This window comes from Flavobacterium sp. LB2P53 (assembly GCF_003970305.1).
Taxonomy (GTDB): Bacteria; Bacteroidota; Bacteroidia; order Flavobacteriales; family Flavobacteriaceae; genus Flavobacterium.
Map to the genome: position 1 here is coordinate 284,150 of NZ_RYDG01000002.1, position 19,325 is coordinate 303,474.

Annotated in this window: 16 protein-coding genes; 11 read left to right on the plus strand and 5 right to left on the minus strand. The window is 36.9% G+C overall.

What is annotated here, in order from left to right; all coding sequences use genetic code 11:
- Positions 1 to 72: 72 nt before the first annotated feature.
- Both EKL95_RS03760 and EKL95_RS03765 read left to right on the plus strand, forming a co-directional pair.
- Positions 73 to 1,113: a Gfo/Idh/MocA family oxidoreductase gene (locus EKL95_RS03760; protein ID WP_126563576.1), complete on the plus strand. Its 1,041-nt coding sequence runs from the start codon at positions 73 to 75 to the stop codon at positions 1,111 to 1,113.
- Positions 1,114 to 1,394: 281 nt separating this feature from the next.
- Entirely contained in the window at positions 1,395 to 2,606 is a 1,212-nt protein-coding gene (locus EKL95_RS03765) for an MFS transporter (RefSeq protein ID WP_126452111.1), read from the plus strand.
- Between the two features lie 45 nt (positions 2,607 to 2,651).
- Here the strand turns inward: EKL95_RS03765 and EKL95_RS03770 are convergent, their stop codons facing one another.
- Positions 2,652 to 3,098: a hypothetical protein gene (locus EKL95_RS03770; RefSeq protein WP_126563577.1), complete on the minus strand. Its 447-nt coding sequence runs from the start codon at positions 3,096 to 3,098 to the stop codon at positions 2,652 to 2,654.
- 103 nt (positions 3,099 to 3,201) lie between these two features.
- Here EKL95_RS03770 and EKL95_RS03775 point away from each other — a divergent pair, with 103 nt between their 5' ends.
- Positions 3,202 to 4,347, plus strand: a complete 1,146-nt coding sequence (locus EKL95_RS03775; RefSeq protein WP_126563578.1) for a cystathionine gamma-synthase — start codon at positions 3,202 to 3,204, stop codon at positions 4,345 to 4,347.
- Between the two features lie 79 nt (positions 4,348 to 4,426).
- On the opposite strand, the gene EKL95_RS03780 is transcribed toward EKL95_RS03775, so the two are convergent.
- Entirely contained in the window at positions 4,427 to 5,242 is an 816-nt protein-coding gene (locus EKL95_RS03780) for a THC0290_0291 family protein (protein WP_410503649.1), read from the minus strand.
- A gap of 260 nt (positions 5,243 to 5,502) precedes the next feature.
- Here EKL95_RS03780 and gdhA point away from each other — a divergent pair, with 260 nt between their 5' ends.
- From gdhA to EKL95_RS03815, 7 genes are all read left to right on the plus strand, one after another.
- The gene (gene gdhA, locus EKL95_RS03785; RefSeq protein WP_126457645.1) at positions 5,503 to 6,846 is read left to right on the plus strand and encodes an NADP-specific glutamate dehydrogenase; all 1,344 of its coding nucleotides are present in this window, start codon (positions 5,503 to 5,505) and stop codon (positions 6,844 to 6,846) included.
- A 125-nt stretch (positions 6,847 to 6,971) separates the two neighbouring features.
- Positions 6,972 to 9,260, plus strand: a complete 2,289-nt coding sequence (locus EKL95_RS03790) for a T9SS type A sorting domain-containing protein (RefSeq protein ID WP_126563580.1) — start codon at positions 6,972 to 6,974, stop codon at positions 9,258 to 9,260.
- A gap of 54 nt (positions 9,261 to 9,314) precedes the next feature.
- Entirely contained in the window at positions 9,315 to 10,028 is a 714-nt protein-coding gene (gene recO, locus EKL95_RS03795) for a DNA repair protein RecO (RefSeq protein WP_126561421.1), read from the plus strand.
- A 415-nt stretch (positions 10,029 to 10,443) separates the two neighbouring features.
- A complete protein-coding gene (locus tag EKL95_RS03800; protein WP_126457642.1) occupies positions 10,444 to 10,647 on the plus strand; it encodes a helix-turn-helix transcriptional regulator in 204 nt (67 codons plus the stop codon).
- A 316-nt stretch (positions 10,648 to 10,963) separates the two neighbouring features.
- The gene (gene ileS, locus EKL95_RS03805; protein WP_126563581.1) at positions 10,964 to 14,428 is read left to right on the plus strand and encodes an isoleucine--tRNA ligase; all 3,465 of its coding nucleotides are present in this window, start codon (positions 10,964 to 10,966) and stop codon (positions 14,426 to 14,428) included.
- A gap of 6 nt (positions 14,429 to 14,434) precedes the next feature.
- Positions 14,435 to 14,815: a TraR/DksA family transcriptional regulator gene (locus EKL95_RS03810; protein ID WP_126561423.1), complete on the plus strand. Its 381-nt coding sequence runs from the start codon at positions 14,435 to 14,437 to the stop codon at positions 14,813 to 14,815.
- An 85-nt stretch (positions 14,816 to 14,900) separates the two neighbouring features.
- Positions 14,901 to 15,500 carry a lipoprotein signal peptidase gene (locus tag EKL95_RS03815; RefSeq protein ID WP_126457639.1) on the plus strand — a complete coding sequence of 200 codons (600 nt, stop codon included), beginning with the start codon at positions 14,901 to 14,903 and terminating at the stop codon, positions 15,498 to 15,500.
- Between the two features lie 66 nt (positions 15,501 to 15,566).
- Here the strand turns inward: EKL95_RS03815 and EKL95_RS03820 are convergent, their stop codons facing one another.
- From EKL95_RS03820 to EKL95_RS03830, 3 genes are read right to left on the minus strand one after another with little or no spacing between them, the layout of a single operon-like run.
- On the minus strand, positions 15,567 to 15,764 hold the full coding sequence (locus EKL95_RS03820; RefSeq protein ID WP_126457638.1) for a hypothetical protein: 198 nt from the start codon (positions 15,762 to 15,764) through the stop codon (positions 15,567 to 15,569).
- A gap of 36 nt (positions 15,765 to 15,800) precedes the next feature.
- Entirely contained in the window at positions 15,801 to 16,364 is a 564-nt protein-coding gene (locus EKL95_RS03825; protein ID WP_126563582.1) for a 5-formyltetrahydrofolate cyclo-ligase, read from the minus strand.
- A gap of 49 nt (positions 16,365 to 16,413) precedes the next feature.
- Complete coding sequence (locus tag EKL95_RS03830; protein WP_233589369.1) at positions 16,414 to 17,376, minus strand: succinylglutamate desuccinylase/aspartoacylase family protein; 963 nt, start codon at positions 17,374 to 17,376, stop codon at positions 16,414 to 16,416.
- Positions 17,377 to 17,503: 127 nt separating this feature from the next.
- On the opposite strand from EKL95_RS03830, the gene uvrC reads away from it, so the two are divergent.
- Positions 17,504 to 19,303 carry an excinuclease ABC subunit UvrC gene (uvrC, locus tag EKL95_RS03835; RefSeq protein WP_126563583.1) on the plus strand — a complete coding sequence of 600 codons (1,800 nt, stop codon included), beginning with the start codon at positions 17,504 to 17,506 and terminating at the stop codon, positions 19,301 to 19,303.
- Positions 19,304 to 19,325 lie beyond the last annotated feature (22 nt).

The following is a 19,325-nucleotide window of genomic DNA, read 5'->3' on the forward strand; positions in this document are numbered from 1 at the left end:
CCTCTAAATTTTAAAAACTTACAGGACTTACATGTTTAAAAATAATACGCCAATAATTTGAAAATTACTACCATGCAAAAAATAAAAACAGCTTTGCTTTCCTACGGAATGTCCGGAAAAGTATTTCATGCTCCTTTTTTAGAATTTCATCCCGGATTTGAGCTGCTTGGTTCTTGGGAACGAAGTAAAAAATTGATTCATCAAGATTATCCTTCGGTGAAAAGTTATGCCACGATGGAAGAGCTATTAGAGGATGATCTTGATCTGGTGGTAGTCAATACCCCTGTAGAGACACATTACGAATATGCTAAAAAAGTGCTGTTGGCCGGGAAACACGCCATTGTCGAGAAAGCATTTACCACAACGGTTGCCCAAGCGCAGGAATTAGCTGCTATCGCTAAAGAAAATGGATTGAAACTGGCCGTTTTTCAAAACAGACGATGGGACAGTGATTTCAAGACCGTCCAGAAAATCATTTCAGAGAAAGTTTTGGGAGATCTTATAGAAGCCGAAATCCATTTTGATCGGTACAATCCGCTTTTGAGTCCAAAACAACACAAAGAAACCGCCAATTCCGGTGCTGGAATTCTCAAGGATTTAGGGCCACATTTAATCGATCAGGCCTTGTGCTTGTTTGGATTGCCACAATCTGTTTTTGCTGACATCCGCATCACACGGGAACATTCTTTGGTTGATGATTATATCGATATTTTACTGTATTATTCTAACTTTCGTGTCCGATTAAAAGCGGGTTTTTTTGTCCGGGAAGCGATTCCCGCTTATATTATTCATGGAAAAAAAGGGTCATTCCTGAAACCGCGTGGCGATGTACAGGAAGACGAATTAAAATTAGGAATGAAACCCAATCTGGATGTTTGGGGAACGGAATCAGTTGAAAAAAGAGGGTTGTTACACACGGAAATAAAAGGCAAAACGGTTCAGGAAATCACACCCACGCTTCAAGGGAATTATTATGACTTTTTTGACGGCGTATATCATTCGATTACAAATGAATCTATAGAACCGGTTACGGCACAAGAGGGTGTTCAGGTTATGCGAATTATTGAAGCGGCGATTGAGAGTAGCGCTCACAAAAAAGCAATTGATTTGTAGTAAGTATTTTACGAAAATAAAAATGTAGTCACTGATTCACTGATTATATGCCTTTATAAAATCAGTGAATCAGCGGTCTTTTTATTAAAAAACCGATTTTAGATTTATAAAATGTACCGCGAATTCGCTAATTTTTTTAAACTTTTGTGAAAATTAGTGAATTCGCGGGAATTACTTTTTATGAACAATAACGTTGTAGCTTGCATCAAATGTGTGGCTCTGACACAACCAATCGTTGCTTTTTGTAATTTTGGCACAATAAAATTCTAAAACAAATCACTTTGATAGATTTAAACTTTTTAGGAAGGTCAAAAACGAAAGCTAAATTCAAGAAAACATATAAAGATGCTAAGATTTCGTATCTGAAAAGAATTCGTTGGGCAGTTTCTATGTTCTATTTTGGTATGGGTTTGTGTTTTGCTACTTGGGCCAGCCGAATTCCGGATATTAAAACAGCATTGCACCTAAGCGAAGGGGATTTAGGGAGTATTTTATTTGCTTTGCCACTAGGACAACTGGTGGTGATGCCTTTTTCCGGTAAATTGGTCACTCGTTTTGGCAGTCATCGGATCTTGATTTTTTCCTTGCTTTTTTATGTTTTTAGCTTGACAAACTTGGGCTTGGCTGTTGCGGCTTGGCAATTGTCATTGGGATTATTCGTGTTTGGAATTTTTGGAAACTTGTCTAACATAGCCGTGAATACACAGGGTGTTTACACAGAAGTACTTTTCAAAAAAACAATTATGTCCTCTTTTCATGGGATGTGGAGTTTTGCCGGATTTACAGGTGCTTTAGTAGGATTGGGTATGCTGGCATTTGAGTTGACTCCGTATGTTCATTTTTTGATTGTTGCCGGAATAGTACTATTGATGATGGCATTTAATTATAATTTTTTGGTCAAAGCCAAAGAAACGATCCAAGTCGAGAAGAAAAAAATGTTTTCAAAACCAGATAGCGGTTTAATTTGGCTTGGTGTCATTGGCTTTTGTTGCATGGCCAGTGAAGGTGTTATGTTTGACTGGAGCGGCGTTTATTTCAAAGATGTTATCAAAGCACCCGGACCATTAGTGATTTTAGGATACACTTCTTTTATGATTATGATGGCAGGTGGGCGTTTTTTAGGGGATGGACTGATCCGTAAATTTGGAAGAAAAAGAGTCTTACAAATAAGTGGTATCATGATTTCGGCAGGACTTTTTACAGCAGTACTTTTTCCTTTTATTATTCCCGCAACCCTCGCTTTTATGTTTGTAGGGCTAGGTGTTTCTACTATTGTGCCTACTGTATATAGTGTTGCCGGGAAAACACCAAACGTTTCTCCCAGCGTAGCCCTAACTACAGTTTCCAGCGTAAGCTTTCTTGGATTTTTGATGGGTCCGCCTATTATAGGGTACATCGCTGAGTTGTCCAGTCTGCGATTTTCATTCGCATTTATAGGTATTTTTGGATTTTTGATAGCACTGATGGTATCCCGAATTAAAGCTATAGACTAATTGAATTTTTGATTTGTAAAACAAGTTGTCTTCGTGTTTTTAGAATCAGATCTCCAAAAGACCTCTGTTGGAGTAAATTAAACCGAAAGACTGGTGGTCAGACATGCTTTTATAATTTAAAATATTTTCAGATTTGTATTTTATGCTTTCTTCAACCTGAGCTTCCCATCCAAAGGTATCATTCGGAAAATCGTTTTGGAGTTTTTCGTAGGAACCAATAAAAGCAGTCGTTAGTTCCTTGTGATTTGATGCAGTGTATGGCTTTTCGCCAAAATAAATAATTTTCTTCAGTACAGAAAATACTTTTTTATTAATGCTGTCTGCTACAATTGGGAGTTCTTTAGCTATTAGGATTTTTAAGCTTATTGTAGGACATGGCTTTTTGCAGTGTAATGTAGTTGTTGTTACAAAATTCTGGTATTCAAAAACTAATTCATTAGAGCACCGTGTGATAGAAAAAAGGATAAGTGAAAATAAGACAATGTATTTCATCCTGTAATAGATAATTAAATACTATGGTACCTACTTGAGGCTTGGTAAGAATGAATTAAACGGTAAATTTGTAAAACAATCGAGCATTTTAAAATTAGAAGATATGAAATTTAATACTAAAGTGATTCACGGTGGACAACACCATGACCCAAGCACAGGAGCCGTTATGCCACCGGTATATCAAACATCTACATTTGCACAAACAAGTCCCGGACAACCCATAAATCCGGATTATGAATATAGCAGAGCTGCAAATCCTACCAGAACCGCACTGGAAAATGCATTAGCAAGTATAGAAAACGGAACCCGAGCATTGGCTTTTTCTTCAGGGTTAGCGGCTACAGATTGTGTTTTGCGTTCTTTCAAAGCAGGGGATGAAATTATAGCAATGGATGATTTATATGGAGGAACCTATCGCATGTTTACCCGTATTTACAAAGATTCCGGAATAAAATTTCATTTTGTGGATATGAATGACATAGAGAAATTCAAGTCATTGATAACTGAAAACACAAAATTAGTTTGGGTAGAAACGCCAACAAATCCTTTGATGAAATTAGCAGATATTCAGGAAATTGCTAAAATCACCAAAGAAAAGAAAATACTTTTCGCAGTTGATAATACTTTTGCAACGCCTTATTTACAAAAACCATTAGACTTAGGTGCTGATATTGTCATGCATTCGGCGACGAAATATCTTGGCGGTCATTCTGATGTAATTGCGGGAGCTTTAATTGTAAAAGAGGAGGCGCTTGGGGAACAATTGCATTTTCAACAATTTGCAACTGGAGCTACATTAGGGCCAATGGATAGTTTTTTAGTGCTTAGAGGAATAAAAACGTTGCATTTGCGTGTCGAAAGACATTGTCAGAATGGAGAGAAAGTAGCGGATTTTTTAGACAATCATATAAAAGTAAAGACGGTGTATTATCCAGGATTGCCAAGCCATCCGTTTCATGCAATTGCAAAAAAGCAAATGAGCGGTTATGGAGGAATGGTCTCGTTTACCTTTGTTTCTGGTAAAAAAGAAGATGCTATTGCTTTTCTAGAAAAAATTAACGTATTTACCCTTGCAGAATCCCTTGGAGGTGTAGAGTCATTAGCAAATCATCCGGCTTTGATGACTCACGCATCAATTCCGGAAGACAAACGGGCAGCAGTTGGTATCACAGATGATTTAGTCCGGTTAAGCGTAGGAATCGAAGATATCGAAGATCTACTGGAAGATTTGAAACAAGCCTTAACGTAAGATTTTTTCAAAATAAAAACAAACCCCCAATTCTAATTTAGAGTTGGGGGTTTGTTGTGTAAAAGTATTGCCATTATTATTACAAATAATAAATATACCCTACATTAAACCAGACCAGCCAGTCGTTTGCTTTGTTTTCTTTATAAATTTCCGGATTAGGATTTAAACCATCTACCCAGTTGGAAAAATAATACTGCATTCTTAAGTCGACCATTAAATCCGATAATGGAGATAATTTATAGCGGGTTCCCACGCTGGATACCACGGACCAGACAGATCCGCTTTCAGAAGAAAACCCATACGGACGACCATCAGTTGGGGTTAGATATTTAGGAAATGTAGTTAACGGAGTTCCTAAAGGGCCTAGTGAGGACGAAGCTTTTGCATTGTAATAACTAAACTGACCTCCCAGGCTTATAAAAGGCCCTAAGCTTCCTGTTCGGGAACTGAAATCACGAATACTCCAGGGAAAATATTCCAGTTGCATTCCAATGTTAGTAACAGCAGTGCTTCCTGTCATTGCGCGCAATTGATCTGCTTCCAGTGAGGGTTTCTCTGGAGCGACCCATTCGCCAAAGTGTTTTAAGTGGGTTTTATTATACGATAGCTCACTTCTTAATTTGAAGTGGTTGTTAAAATACGTTTCCGGGGTATAACAACTACAGTCGGCTTTATAAGAAAAATTCAAATAATGAATAATCCCTATTCCTATACCTGTATTTCCTGAGTTTGTTGAAAGGTCATTTCGTTCCCCATAATCAGATTGAAAAGCAACAGGCCCAACAACCACTCCTATTTCATGCGAAAAACCACCGAATTGTGCATTAGAATGAGGTAAAAACCCAAAAAAAAAAGGGTAAGCAGGGTTATTTGTTTGATCATTAGGGGGATAAATTTTCTAATCCTGACAAATATATAAAAACATCATTCACTAATAAAAATAAAATTATAAATAAGTTTACAAATTCTTGTTTTACTTACGAAAGTCATAGTGATTTTAGATTAAATGGTATATCTTATACACAATTGATTGCAAATGGGTAATAAAAAAATAATTCTATTGATAAAGTGGAAAAACTAAGTCTGAATATTTTTATAAAATGTATCTTTGTATAGTTTAACGAAATCGTTTTCTTAATCAATTATTTATAATCTATGTTACTAAAAGTAAATGAATTTATGGCTCAAGTTGAAGCCAAAAATCCAAATGAACCTGAATTTATTCAAGCTGTTAGGGAATTCGCTGAAACTGTAATCCCATTTATTGCAGAACAGAAAAAATACGACGGAAAAAATTTGCTTCTCAGAATAGCTGAACCAGAACGGTCGATTATATTTCGTGTTCCGTGGGTTGACGATAGTGGTGAAATACAGGTTAACAGAGGTTTTAGAATTCAAATGAATTCAGCAATCGGACCATACAAAGGGGGAATACGCTTCCACCATACGGTAAATTTATCAGTGCTTAAGTTTTTAGCATTTGAACAAGTATTCAAAAATAGTCTGACCACTTTGCCAATGGGCGGAGGAAAAGGAGGATCGGATTTTGATCCACAAGGAAAATCAGATGGGGAAGTGATGCGTTTCTGTCAGTCTTTCATGACGGAATTGTGCAGACACATCGGGCCACAATTAGACGTTCCTGCAGGAGATATTGGTGTTGGAGCCAGGGAAATTGGGTATCTATTTGGTCAATACAAAAGAATAAAAAACGAATTTACTGGAGTGTTAACCGGTAAAGGACTGGCTTACGGAGGTTCTTTGATCAGACCGGAAGCAACAGGGTATGGAGTGGTTTATTTTGCGGAACAAATGCTTAAAACCATAGGCCAAACTATCAATGGAAAAACAGTTTCCATTTCTGGATTTGGGAATGTGGCTTGGGGAGTCGCTTTGAAAGTAAATGACCTTGGCGGAAAATTAGTTACTATTTCAGGTCCGGATGGGTATATTTATGATGAGGAAGGTATTTTCGGAGAAAAAATTGACTTTATGCTAGAGATGAGGGCAAGAGGCGATAACAGATGCGAATCGTATTTAGAAAAATATCCAAATGCCGCTTTCCACAGAGGTAAAAGTGTGTGGGAAGTAAAAACAGATATTGCCATTCCTTGCGCAACTCAAAATGAGTTGAACGAGGAAGATGCAAAAAACTTAATTGCAAATGGAGTTATTTGTGTAACCGAAGCAGCAAACATGCCATGTACGTTAGAAGCTATCAAAGAATTCTTAAACGCAAAAGTCCTTTTTGCACCAGGTAAAGCGGCAAATGCAGGTGGTGTTGCAGCCTCTGGATTAGAGATGACACAAAATTCTATTCGTTTAAACTGGACCAGTGAAGAAGTAGATAGCAGGCTAAAAGAGATTATGGTAGGAATCCACAATCAATGTAAAAGATATGGTACGGACGAAGAAGGATATGTGAACTATGTAAAAGGAGCAAACATTGCTGGATTTGTAAAAGTAGCAGATGCTATGCTGGCACAAGGGGTCGTGTAAATCAGCTTTAATTATTGTATAAAATGCCTTTTGTCTTTATTCTGGACAGAAGGCATTTTTTGTGTGTAACAAAATGCTAAGACTTTCGTTTGTTCTATATTTGTAATTCAATAGTCATACAGATAATGAACAAGAGCGTTTTATTTTTTTTGCTGCTACTTTTTGTGCAAATGGGTTTTGCTCAAAACGATTTGTCGTGGCAGGGTTATTTCTCCTATAATGAAATAAAAGATGTCTCCGTATCTGCAACAGCCGTTTTTGCTGCTTCTGAAAATGCGTTGTTTTCTAAAAACACAACCAGTAATATAATCAAAACCACCAATACAGTAGACGGACTCTCCGGACAAACCATCTCGTCGGTATTTCATAGTACAGCCTCCAATAAAACAATTGTAGGATATGAAAACGGACTGCTAATCGTGATTAATGAAGTTGATGGAAGCATGCTCAATGTAGTCGATATTATCAACAAACAACTTCCTTCGGATATAAAGAAAATCAATCATTTCATGGAATTTGAAGGGATAGCTTATCTCTCGTGTGATTTTGGTATTGTCCAATTTAATTTGGCCACCATGCAATTTGGGGATACTTATTTTATTGGGAATGCCGGTGCCGAAATCAGTGTGAGCCAAACCGCATTGTACAATGGTTTTATTTATGCTGCCACAAATAATGGAATAAAAAGAGCTGCTGTTTCTAATAAGAATTTAGTCGATTTTAACCAATGGACCACAATAGCCTCTGGAATCTGGTCTGGCATAACAACAGTAGGTTCAAATCTGTATGCTGTGGACGCTTCGGGATACATTCATAAATTTAATTTGGTTACGGATTCGTTTGCGGGATCTGTCCGGCTTTCTCAACCTGCATTGGATATGAGAACATCGGATGGTTATTTAGTAGTTACAACTTTAAGCAGGATTTATATTTATAACAGCCAAATGGCATTGGTACATCAAATAAACACCAACCAACTGCCGGAACCCAATATTAGTTTTACGTGTGCTACTATAATAGGCGACACTGTTTTTATTGGAACAAAAGAAAATGGATTGACTACAACTACGCTTTCTTTGGGGGTAACTTTTGAAAACATAACACCCATTGGTCCGTCAAGAAACAATATATTTTCGCTTCAGGTGGCGCCCAGCTCGCTTTGGGGGGTTTACGGAGATTATACGTCCGATTATAATCCGTATCCGTTAGACAGTTATGGGATTAGTAAATTTAGCGCTACAGGGTGGTTAAATATTCCGTATGAAGCAGTTTTAGGAGCGCAATCAATGACCAGAATAATAGTTAATCCAAGCAATGAAAACGAAGTATATGCCAGTTCTTTTTTCTCAGGACTGTTGAAAATAGAAAATGACGTACCAAAAATTTTGTACAATCAAACCAATAGCGGCTTAGAGTCATTAACCTTTGCAGGGCCTAATTATAAAGACATTAGGATCAATGGAACCGCATTTGACAAAACAGGAAATCTTTGGGTTACCAACAGCCGAATAAAAAATGGATTGAAAGTCTTGAGGCCTTCGGGTCAATGGCAAAGTTATGCGATGGATGCTATTTTGGACTCGCCAAATGACAACAATTTTGGAACAATTGCAATAGATAGAAATGGAACCAAATGGCTTTCTACGAATGGTGATGGTGTGATTGGTTTTAACGAAAGTAACACTAAATTTAAAAAAATAACAACAGGCGCTGATTTGGGTAATTTACCAGTTTCGGATGTTCGAACTATTGCAATAGATACCAGAAACCAGCTCTGGATCGGTACTACAAAAGGGTTGCGAATTTTGTCAAATGTAAGTAGTTTTCAATCGGATGACCAGATGACGACCAATCCCATAATTATTACAGACGATAATCTGGCCCAAGAATTGTTATACGAGCAATTTATTACGGATATTGCTGTTGATGGTGCCAATAATAAATGGATAGGAACGGCTGATTCCGGTTTGTTTTTAGTCTCGCCAAACGGTCAGGAAACCAAATATCATTTTACAATAAGCAACTCGCCGTTGCCCAGCAATGTGATCAATGACATTGAGATCAATAGCGCTACGGGCGAAGTTTTTATTGCTACTGCAAAAGGGCTGATTTCTTTCAAAGGAATTGCAACTGCTGCTAATGATGATTTAAGTAACGCGTATGTGTATCCAAATCCGGTACGACCGGAATACCAAGGAACCGTTAAAATTGCCGGATTACTGGATAAAGCCAACATTAAAATCACTGATATTGGAGGAAATCTGGTTTATGAAACCACTTCCGAGGGTGGAACAATAGAATGGGATACCACCGCCTTTGGGAAATATAAAGTGGCCTCAGGGGTGTACATGATATTTATTTCGGCGCAAGACGGAGTGGAAACTAAAGTTAAAAAAGTAATGATAATCAGGTAATTTAGAAGAATGAATTTTTCAATCTTTAAATTTTTCAATCTTTAAATTAAAATTGTGCTCGTAAAAACCAAAGCCATTGTTCTTTCATCTTTAAAATTTCAAGAAAAAAGCTTAATTGTGAAATGCTTTACGCTGTCACATGGCTTGAAATCGTACTTCGTTCGGGATGCTTTTTCGAGTCGAAAATCAAATCAAAAAATCGCTTATTTTCAACCTTTGACGATACTCGAAATTGAAGCCGTTCATAAAAACAAAGGTACTTTAGAAAATTTCAAGGAAATAAAAATCGGGACTCCTTTTCATTCGATACATTCGGATATCTATAAAAGCACGATTGTAATGTTCATTTCCGAAATGCTACACCATTCCATTCACGAAGAAGAGGCAAATGAACATCTGTTTACCTTTCTGGAAACCGCTTTGCATTGGCTCGACAATCACGATGAAATTGCTAATTTTCATTTGATTTTATTATTAGAAACCACAAAATATCTGGGTTTTTATCCGGATATTTCTGATATGGACATGCCTTTTTTCGAAATGAACGAAGGTGTCTTTACGCCTTTCAATGCCATCAGTTCGCTCACGGAACATGAAAGCAATTTGTTCAAAAAACTAATCGATTTGAAATTCGATACCGATCAAAAAATATTCCATGTCATCGAACGGCAAATCATTTTAAGAATACTGATCGATTACTACAGTTTCCACTTGGACGGCTTCAAAAAACCAAAATCGCTGGATGTTTTAAAAGAAGTTTTTTCTTAAACTTAAAATTTTTGAGAAAATATAGTTTTGTGTTTAAAAGTAAAGTATATTTGTCTTTTAATCAAGTTTGTTGTTCTTTATGGAAAATAAGCTTTAACTAATTAACTTTATGGAATCAAAATCAAAACAAAAAGGAAAAGTTTAAAAAACACATAGGTTGCTAACTATTTAAAATCATTGATATGAAGTATATAAAATTAATTTTGATTTTGATTTCAATAACTATTATTTCGTTACAATTATTTACGGACTACAATATTAGCAAGTGGATAAAAGCAGCAGGATACCTAATTCTTGTCATGCTATTTTTTTTAGAATATCGTAACTCAATAAAAAATACGAGGAAATAGCAGTTAACTATTAATGTTCTTCGTTGTCATATTGTTGAATTTTAGTAATTTAAAAAAGGTGTGTAATGAAGAATAGATTAAAAGTAGAACGCGCCATTTTAAATTTAACTCAAGAGGAATTAGCGGAGAAAATAGGAGTTTCAAGGCAAACTATAAATTCAATTGAAACCAATCGCTTTGTGCCATCAACAGTTCTTGCGCTAAAATTATCAAGGTTGTTTGGAAAATCAGTTAATGATTTTTTCGAACTGGATGATGATGACAAATAAGGGTTAAATACTTCAATTTGATAAGAAATTGTATTTAATACAAATTCTTTCAAAACAAATTCACTTTAGAAAATTGCAAAGCCATAAAAGTTTCAAGAAAACCAAAATCGCTGGATGTTTTAAAAGAAGTTTTTACCTAGAAATTCGGGCGTGACCCTACGTAAAAACTTCGGGTCGGGCTGTTCGTTCCAATCTTTTATTTCGTAAACTTCATAAAAGGATTTCCTCTTCCATCCCTCACGCAAAAACTCGTAACTCATAACTCATAATTCATAACTATTCCTTACTTTCGCACCTCGATTTAGAAAAGGATAAAATGAGCACAAAATTTACTGAATACAAAGGACTTGACTTACCAACTGTAGCGTCAGAGGTACTTGATTTTTGGAAGAAGGAAAACATATTCGAGAAAAGTGTAACCACTCGTGAAGGAAACACCCCATTCGTGTTTTTTGAAGGGCCGCCTTCGGCAAATGGATTACCTGGAATTCATCACGTGATGGCGCGTGCCATTAAAGATATTTTTTGCCGATATAAAACTCAAAAAGGGTTCCAAGTAAAGCGAAAAGCTGGTTGGGATACACACGGTTTGCCCGTAGAATTAGGTACCGAAAAGGAATTAGGAATTACAAAAGAAGATATCGGAAAAACGATTACCATCGAAGAATACAACGAAGCATGTAAAAAAACCGTGATGCGTTATACCGATGTGTGGAATGATTTGACCGAAAAAATGGGATATTGGGTAGATATGGAAGATCCGTATGTGACCTATAAATCCAAATACATGGAAACGGTTTGGTGGATTTTGAAACAAATCTACAATAAGGATTTGATGTACAAAGGCTACACCATCCAGCCGTATTCTCCAAAAGCAGGAACAGGATTGTCGTCGCATGAAGTGAATCAGCCAGGAAGTTATCGTGATGTAACGGATACGACGGTTGTGGCACAATTTAAAGTCCTTTCCCCAACCCTCTCCAAAGGAGAGGGAGCTGAAACTGAAAATTCGGTATCAAAGGCTTTCGGACTCGACTCCCTCCCCAAAGGGGAGGGCTGGGCTGGGGATTTTTATTTCCTCGCTTGGACGACAACGCCTTGGACATTGCCAAGTAATACCGCTTTGACTGTAGGTCTAAAAATTGAATATGCTTTAGTAAAAACATTCAATCAATATACATTTCGTCCGGCAACATTGATTTTGGCTAAAAAATTAGTTGCAAAACAATTCGGGAAAGGGTTTTTTGAAAGTACAGAACCTGCTGATTTTGAAAATTTCAAAGAAGGCGACAAGAAAATTCCGTTTCAGGTTTTAGCAGAATGCAAAGGAGCTGATTTAGTTGATATTCGGTACGAACAACTAATGCCATTGGTGCTTCCGTATCAAAATGCTGAAAATGCTTTTAGAGTAATTTCAGGAGATTTTGTAACTACCGAAGATGGAACAGGAATTGTACATACCTCACCTACTTTTGGTGCTGATGATGCAAGAGTAGCAAAAGAAGCTACGCCAGAAATCCCGCCGATGTTGGTGCTGGATGAAAATGGAACTCCGGTTCCATTAGTAGATTTACAAGGAAAATTCACCTCACATGTGGGCGAATATGCCGGTAAATATGTGAAAAATGAATATTACAACGACGGTGAAGCGCCAGAGCGTTCAGTAGATGTTGAAATTGCCATTCGATTAAAAGAAGAAAACAAAGCCTTCAAAGTAGAGAAATATGTCCACAGTTATCCGCATTGCTGGAGAACCGATAAGCCGATTTTATATTATCCATTGGATTCCTGGTTCATAAAAATCACGGAGGTTAGAGACAGAATGTTCGAACTGAACGAAACGATTAACTGGAAGCCAAAATCGACTGGAGAAGGACGTTTTGGAAACTGGATAAAAAATGCCAATGACTGGAATTTATCGCGATCCAGATTCTGGGGAATTCCATTGCCAATTTGGAGAACTGAAGATAAACAAGAGGAAATCTTAATTGGTTCTGTTGAAGAATTATACAACGAAATTGAAAAATCTATCGCTGCAGGTTTTCAAAAAGAAAATCCTTTTAAAGGTTTTGAAATTGGAAATATGGCTGAATCCAATTACGATTTAGTTGATTTGCATAAAAATGTAGTCGACGAAATCACCTTGGTTTCTGCTTCTGGAAAGGCAATGAAACGTGAAGCTGATTTGATTGATGTTTGGTTCGATTCTGGTTCCATGCCTTATGCGCAATGGCATTACCCTTTTGAAAACAAAGATAAAATAGACGCAAACAAGGATTTTCCTGCTGATTTCATTGCTGAAGGAGTGGATCAAACGCGTGGTTGGTTTTATACTTTACATGCCATTGGGACATTAGTTTTTGATAAAGTTGCCTATAAAAATGTAGTTTCTAACGGATTGGTTTTAGACAAAAACGGACAAAAAATGTCTAAACGTCTGGGCAATGCCGCAGATCCATTTGAAACATTAAAAGAATACGGTCCAGATGCGACGCGTTGGTACATGATTTCGAATGCAAATCCTTGGGACAATTTGAAATTTGATTTAGAAGGAATCGCTGAGGTACGTAGAAAATTCTTTGGAACCTTGTACAACACGTATTCGTTTTTTAGTTTGTATGCTAATATTGATGGTTTCAAATATGAAGAAGCAGAGATTCCATTAAGCGAAAGACCGGAAATTGACCAATGGATTATCTCTGAATTGAATACCTTGATAAAAGATGTAGATACCTATTATGCAGATTATGAGCCAACTAAAGCGGCTCGCGCAATCTCTGAATTTGTTCAGGAAAATTTGAGTAACTGGTACGTTCGTTTGTGCAGAAGACGCTTCTGGAAAGGGGAATACGCACAGGACAAAATCGCGGCATATCAAACTTTATATACGTGTTTGTTAACCATAAGTAAACTTGGTGCGCCAATCGCTCCGTTTTTTATGGACAAACTTTACAGAGACTTAACTGTAGCAACACAGTCGGAAAAATATGACAGCGTACATTTGGCCGAGTTTCCAATTTCGGTTGAAAACTATGTTAATAAAATGTTGGAGAGCAAAATGCAGAAAGCACAAACCATTTCATCATTGGTTTTATCACTCCGAAAAAAGGAAATGATCAAGGTGCGTCAGCCGTTGCAAAAGGTAATGATTCCGGTGCTTGACGACAATCAAAGAGCCGAAATTGAAGCTGTTTCTGACCTGATAAAAGCAGAGGTAAACGTGAAGGAAATCGTACTTTTGGATGATGCTTCCGGTGTTTTGGTGAAACAAATCAAGCCTAATTTTAAGGCACTTGGACCCCGTTTTGGAAAGGATATGGGGTTGATTTCTAGGGAAATACAAGGGTTTTCTGCGGCACAGATCAGTCAATTGGATAAGGATGGAAGCCTAAGTATTGTTATTGCAGGAAATACCGTAATTTTAACACAAGAAGATGTCGAAATTACCTCACAGGATATTGAAGGCTGGTTGGTAGCAAACGCTAACGGAATAACGGTTGCGCTGGACATTACAATTTCACCAGCATTAAAACAAGAGGGAATTGCCAGAGAATTAGTAAACAGAATTCAGAATATTCGTAAAGATTCCGGATTTGAAGTTACGGATAAAATTAAAGTGCAACTGAAGAGAAACGGACTTTTAGAGCAGGCAATTTTAGAAAATGAAGCCTATATAAAATCAGAAACACTGACCAGTGAATTGGTATTTGTAGATGAAATAACAAACGGTACGGAAATAACATTTGATGAAATAAAAACAATGATATTAATTTCAAAATAATATAAGATGACAGATGAAATCACAAGATATTCTGATACTGATTTAGCAGAATTCAAAGAGATAATCCTTGGGAAAATTAAAAAAGCACAGGCTGATTTAGATCTGATAAAAAGTGCGTACATGAATGATTTAAATAACGGAACTGACGATACTTCTCCAACTTTTAAAGCCTTTGAAGAAGGAAGCGAAACGATGTCTAAAGAAGCAAACTCTCAACTGGCAATTCGTCAGGAAAAGTTTATTCGGGATTTGAAAAATGCCCTTTTCCGTGTCGAAAATAAAACGTATGGAGTGTGTAAAGTCTCAGGCAAATTAATCGGGAAAGAAAGATTGAAAATTGTCCCTCACGCTACAATGAGTATTGAAGCAAAGAACCTGCAACGATAAACTACTAGTTAAACAATATTTAACGCTCCATTGGGAGCGTTTTTTTTGATTAAATTGCTATTTTTGCGCCATTAAAATTTATAAAATGTCATTACGAAAAGCCTATCTCCTTATTTTTATTTTACTGCTTGTTGATCAAGTCACTAAAATCTACATCAAAACTAATTTTATCTTAGGGGAAGAAGTCGAAGTATTCAAATGGTTCAAAATCCTTTTCATTGAAAATGAGGGAATGGCATGGGGAACAGTAATTCCGGGGGTTTACGGAAAATTATTTTTAACCCTTTTTAGATTGGTTGCTGTAGGCGGAATTGGGTACTGGCTATGGGATTCTATAGAAAGAAAAAATAGTTCTAACTATCTAATTGTTGCCATCTCATTGATTTTGGCAGGTGCTTTTGGGAACATCATCGATTCTGTTTTTTACGGAATTATTTTTGATGATAGTCAGCAAGAAGTGGCTACTTTATTCTCGGATCAACCGTATGGAACCTGGTTTCACGGAAAAGTGGTAGATATGTTTTATTTTCCTTTTTGGCACGGAAATTTACCTAGTTGGTTGCCAATTTGGGGAGGAAAAGAATTTACTTTTTTCAATGCAATTTTCAATATTGCAGATATGGCGATTTCCACAGGAGTTGGAATCTTGATTTTTTTCAATAAAAAAGCTTTTCATCACGAATAGGTTCGACGTTTTTTATAACATACAAAAAGACCTGTTCCTGATTTGAGCAAGTCTTTTTTGTTTGTATTAATTTTTATTGTGTCCGGGGGCATATTGTTTAGCGCTTTTCCCGCCATATATTTTTTTTGCTTGACCTGGAGGTAGTTTTTTAGCTTTATAGGATGATCTGCTGGTTCCAGTGTGAATACTGCAGCTTGAAAAGGAAACTGCAAAAAGGATGACCATAACGCTTACGGCAAATCTTGAATTTTTGAATGTTCTCATAAGTTAAGTGGATTGTATCAGTTACAAAAGTACGGATTAAAATTTATAAACTTGATTCGGAGTCACACAGTAATCCAGTTGTATATCGCCTTCAAAAATATCGGTAATCAATTCTTCGGGTTCGAAGAAAGAAAGTCCAATTTTGATTGCATCCGGTTTGCACTCTGATAAAAATTTGTCATAAAATCCTTTGCCGTAACCCACCCGATGTCCTTTTTTGTCGAAAGCCAAAAGCGGAACAAAAATCACATCGATTTTAGTAGAAGGAACTTCAATACCATCTACCGGTTCGGGAATGTTATATTTATTTTTTTTGATTCGGGTATTATCAGTCAAAAGAAAATGCGTCATCTTTCGGGTGGCAAAATCAGCTTTGGAAACAATAATCTCTTTGTCTTTTCCGGATAATATGTGAAGAATAAATTCTGTATTGACTTCCTTTTGTTCTGTTATGGGTAGGAAAATATGAAAATAGGTTTTCTCCCAAAGAGGAAGTGTGAGTGTTTTATTGGCTACAGCCAAACTCTTTTCCTCGATTTCATTTTCGGAAAGGAAGTTCCGTAAGGCTTTGTTTTTTTTCCGTAAGGCTGTTTTATTCATGTTTTATTATTTTGAACCGGATGCAAAAGTATGGATTGTATACTCGTATTTAAAGAGAAAGATGGTAGATGGCATCACCCTGGTATACGATGGGCGCATCATTTACATTAAAAATATAACCTGAATTGGGTGCTTTTACTTTGTGTTCAACCTTTCCGTAGGGATCAGAAATAGAGCCTAAGAGTTGTCCTTTGGTTACGTAATTGCCAATTTTAGTATAACCGTGAAACATCCCGGAGTATTTGGCTCTGACCCAGACGGATTTTTCTATATAAATCGTTTCTTTTTCAGGAATGATGGTTTTTTTCTTTGCATTTAACATCGCCAGATGATGCAATATTCGTTTAGAACCTTCAACTCCTTCCTGTGTGACCGTTTCATTTATGTCAATGGATTTCCCGCCTTCAAACAGCAACATTTTTACCCCCAACTTGTTACATGAATTTCTAAAAGTTCCCGGAATGTTTTTTGAAAACATCGTAAAAGAGGTGTTGAAAATATCCGACAAGGCTTTCAGTTCTGGATTATTAGGAACAATACGAATTTGTGGGGCATTGAAGCGACTGGCGCCACCGGAATGAAAATCAATTACATAATCTACATGTGGAATAATTTCTTTAAGTAAATTATACGCAAACCGGCTTGCAAGTGAGCCTGTTTTACTGCCAGGGAATACCCGGTTTAAGTCCCGTTTGTCTGGAAATTCTCGGGATTGATTCACAAATCCAAAGACATTAATCACGGGAATACAGATAATGGTTCCTGTTTTTGGTTTATTGATTTTTTGTACAATCAGCTGGCGTACAATTTCGATCCCGTTAATTTCATCTCCATGAAGCCCCGCGGTGAATAATACGGTAGGCCCGTTTATTTTTGACCGTTCCACAATTATTGGAATTTTCAGTTTGGTCATGGTATGGAGTTTTGCAATTTCCATATTGATGGTTTTGCTGTCTCCCGGTAAGATGGGCTCTTTTAAGATCGTTATGTTTTTAGGTTCTCGTAGATTCATAGAAAGTTTAAAGGCTAAATTTAGAAAATTATTCGGGAAGAAATAAGAAGTGCGTCATTTTTCGCTTTTGAAAAATGTTATTTGTATTTTTGAAGTGCAAAATTAAATTAAAAAGAATCAATCTAAAATGCTACTTCCTTCACTTGAACTCCAAATCCAAACCTTACCTGATAATCCAGGCGTATACCAATATTACGACAAGGAAGGGAAAATTTTGTATGTAGGCAAAGCCAAAAATTTAAAAAAAAGAGTTTCTTCGTATTTCAATAAAATTCATGACACGGCCAAAACCAATGTGCTCGTTAAGAAGATCGTGACCATAAGACACATTGTGGTTCCTACGGAAACCGATGCCCTTTTACTAGAAAATAACCTAATAAAAACCTTGCAGCCGCGCTACAACGTGTTATTGCGGGATGATAAAAGTTATCCGTGGTTGTGCATCAAGAAAGAACCTTTTTCGCGCATATTTGCGACTCGGAGAATGGTCAAAGACGGGTCGGAATATTTTGGGCCGTATACTAGTTTCAAGACCGTAAGTACTATTTTAGAACTGATCAAAGAGTTGTATCCGCTTAGAACTTGCAATTATGATTTGAGTAAAAGCAATATCGAAAGTGGAAAATTCAAGGTGTGTCTTGAGTATCATATTGGTAATTGTATGGGGCCTTGCGAAGGATTAGAAACTTTAGAAAATTATCAAAAGCAAGTGGATGCGATTCGCGAAATCCTGAAAGGGAATTTCAAGGAAAGCATGAAGGATTTCAAGCGGGTGATGACCAATCTGGCCGCCGACATGCATTTTGAAGAAGCACAAAAAATAAAAGAGAAAATCGAAGTGTTGGAGAATTACCAGTCGCGTTCCACGATTGTAAATCCAAAAATTACGAATATTGATGTCTTTTCGATTGTATCGGATGAAAGTGCGGCGTACGTAAATTTTCTACAAATTTCGCACGGTTCGATTATTCGTTCACACACGATGGAAATCAAAAAGAAACTTGACGAAACCGATGAAGAATTACTGGAATTAGCAATTATTGAACTGCGGGAACGTTTTCAATTGCTGTCGCGTGAAATAATCGTACCGTTTCCCGTTGATTTAGGGGAGAATATAAAAGTAACTGTTCCGCAATTGGGAGATAAAAAGCAAATTTTGGATTTATCCATTCGCAACGCTAAGTTTTACCGAATTGAACAACTCAAACAACTGCAAATTGTAGATCCAGACCGTCATACAAAAAGGATTATGGCACAAATGCAAAAAGATTTGCGATTGCCTGTAGAGCCAAGACATATTGAATGTTTTGACAACTCGAATATTCAAGGAACAAATCCTGTAGCGGCTTGTGTGGTTTTTAAAGATGGAAAACCCAGCAAAAAAGACTACCGCCATTTTAATATAAAAACAGTCGAAGGACCGGATGATTTTGCTTCAATGACCGAAGTGGTTTATAGAAGGTACAAACGATTGCTGGACGAAAAGGAACCGTTACCGAATTTAATAATTATTGACGGTGGAAAAGGGCAATTGTCATCAGCGCTGAAGAGTCTTGACGAATTGGGTCTTCGCGGAAAAATAGCCATAATTGGCATTGCCAAAAGGCTCGAAGAACTTTTTTATCCGGGTGATTCTATTCCGTTATATTTAGATAAAAAATCAGAAACCCTTAAAATAATCCAGCAATTACGCAACGAAGCGCACCGTTTTGGGATAACGCATCACCGGGACAAAAGGAGTAAAGCAGCACTGAATTCTTCGATAGAATCCATTCCCGGTATTGGCGAAAAAACGATGCTGACCTTGATCCAACACTTCAAAAGTGTTAAAAGATTGAAATTAGCAACAGAAAAAGAAATTTCGGACGTTATAGGTGTGTCTAAAGCCAAAAAAATTACCGAATTTTACAAGGCAACAAATCAATGATTAATCTAGAGTATCTAAACTT

Excerpts from the sequence above, each read along its gene's own strand:
- EKL95_RS03760 (WP_126563576.1), top strand. The coding sequence starts at position 73 with ATGCAAAAAATAAAAACAGCTTTGCTTTCCTACGGAATGTCCGGAAAA.
- EKL95_RS03770 (WP_126563577.1), bottom strand. The coding sequence starts at position 3,098 with ATGAAATACATTGTCTTATTTTCACTTATCCTTTTTTCTATCACACGG.
- EKL95_RS03775 (WP_126563578.1), top strand. The coding sequence starts at position 3,202 with ATGAAATTTAATACTAAAGTGATTCACGGTGGACAACACCATGACCCA.
- gdhA (WP_126457645.1), top strand. The coding sequence starts at position 5,503 with ATGTTACTAAAAGTAAATGAATTTATGGCTCAAGTTGAAGCCAAAAAT.
- EKL95_RS03790 (WP_126563580.1), top strand. The coding sequence starts at position 6,972 with ATGAACAAGAGCGTTTTATTTTTTTTGCTGCTACTTTTTGTGCAAATG.
- EKL95_RS03800 (WP_126457642.1), top strand. The coding sequence starts at position 10,444 with ATGAAGAATAGATTAAAAGTAGAACGCGCCATTTTAAATTTAACTCAA.
- ileS (WP_126563581.1), top strand. The coding sequence starts at position 10,964 with ATGAGCACAAAATTTACTGAATACAAAGGACTTGACTTACCAACTGTA.
- EKL95_RS03810 (WP_126561423.1), top strand. The coding sequence starts at position 14,435 with ATGACAGATGAAATCACAAGATATTCTGATACTGATTTAGCAGAATTC.
- EKL95_RS03815 (WP_126457639.1), top strand. The coding sequence starts at position 14,901 with ATGTCATTACGAAAAGCCTATCTCCTTATTTTTATTTTACTGCTTGTT.
- EKL95_RS03820 (WP_126457638.1), bottom strand. The coding sequence starts at position 15,764 with ATGAGAACATTCAAAAATTCAAGATTTGCCGTAAGCGTTATGGTCATC.
- EKL95_RS03825 (WP_126563582.1), bottom strand. The coding sequence starts at position 16,364 with ATGAATAAAACAGCCTTACGGAAAAAAAACAAAGCCTTACGGAACTTC.
- EKL95_RS03830 (WP_233589369.1), bottom strand. The coding sequence starts at position 17,376 with ATGAATCTACGAGAACCTAAAAACATAACGATCTTAAAAGAGCCCATC.
- uvrC (WP_126563583.1), top strand. The coding sequence starts at position 17,504 with ATGCTACTTCCTTCACTTGAACTCCAAATCCAAACCTTACCTGATAAT.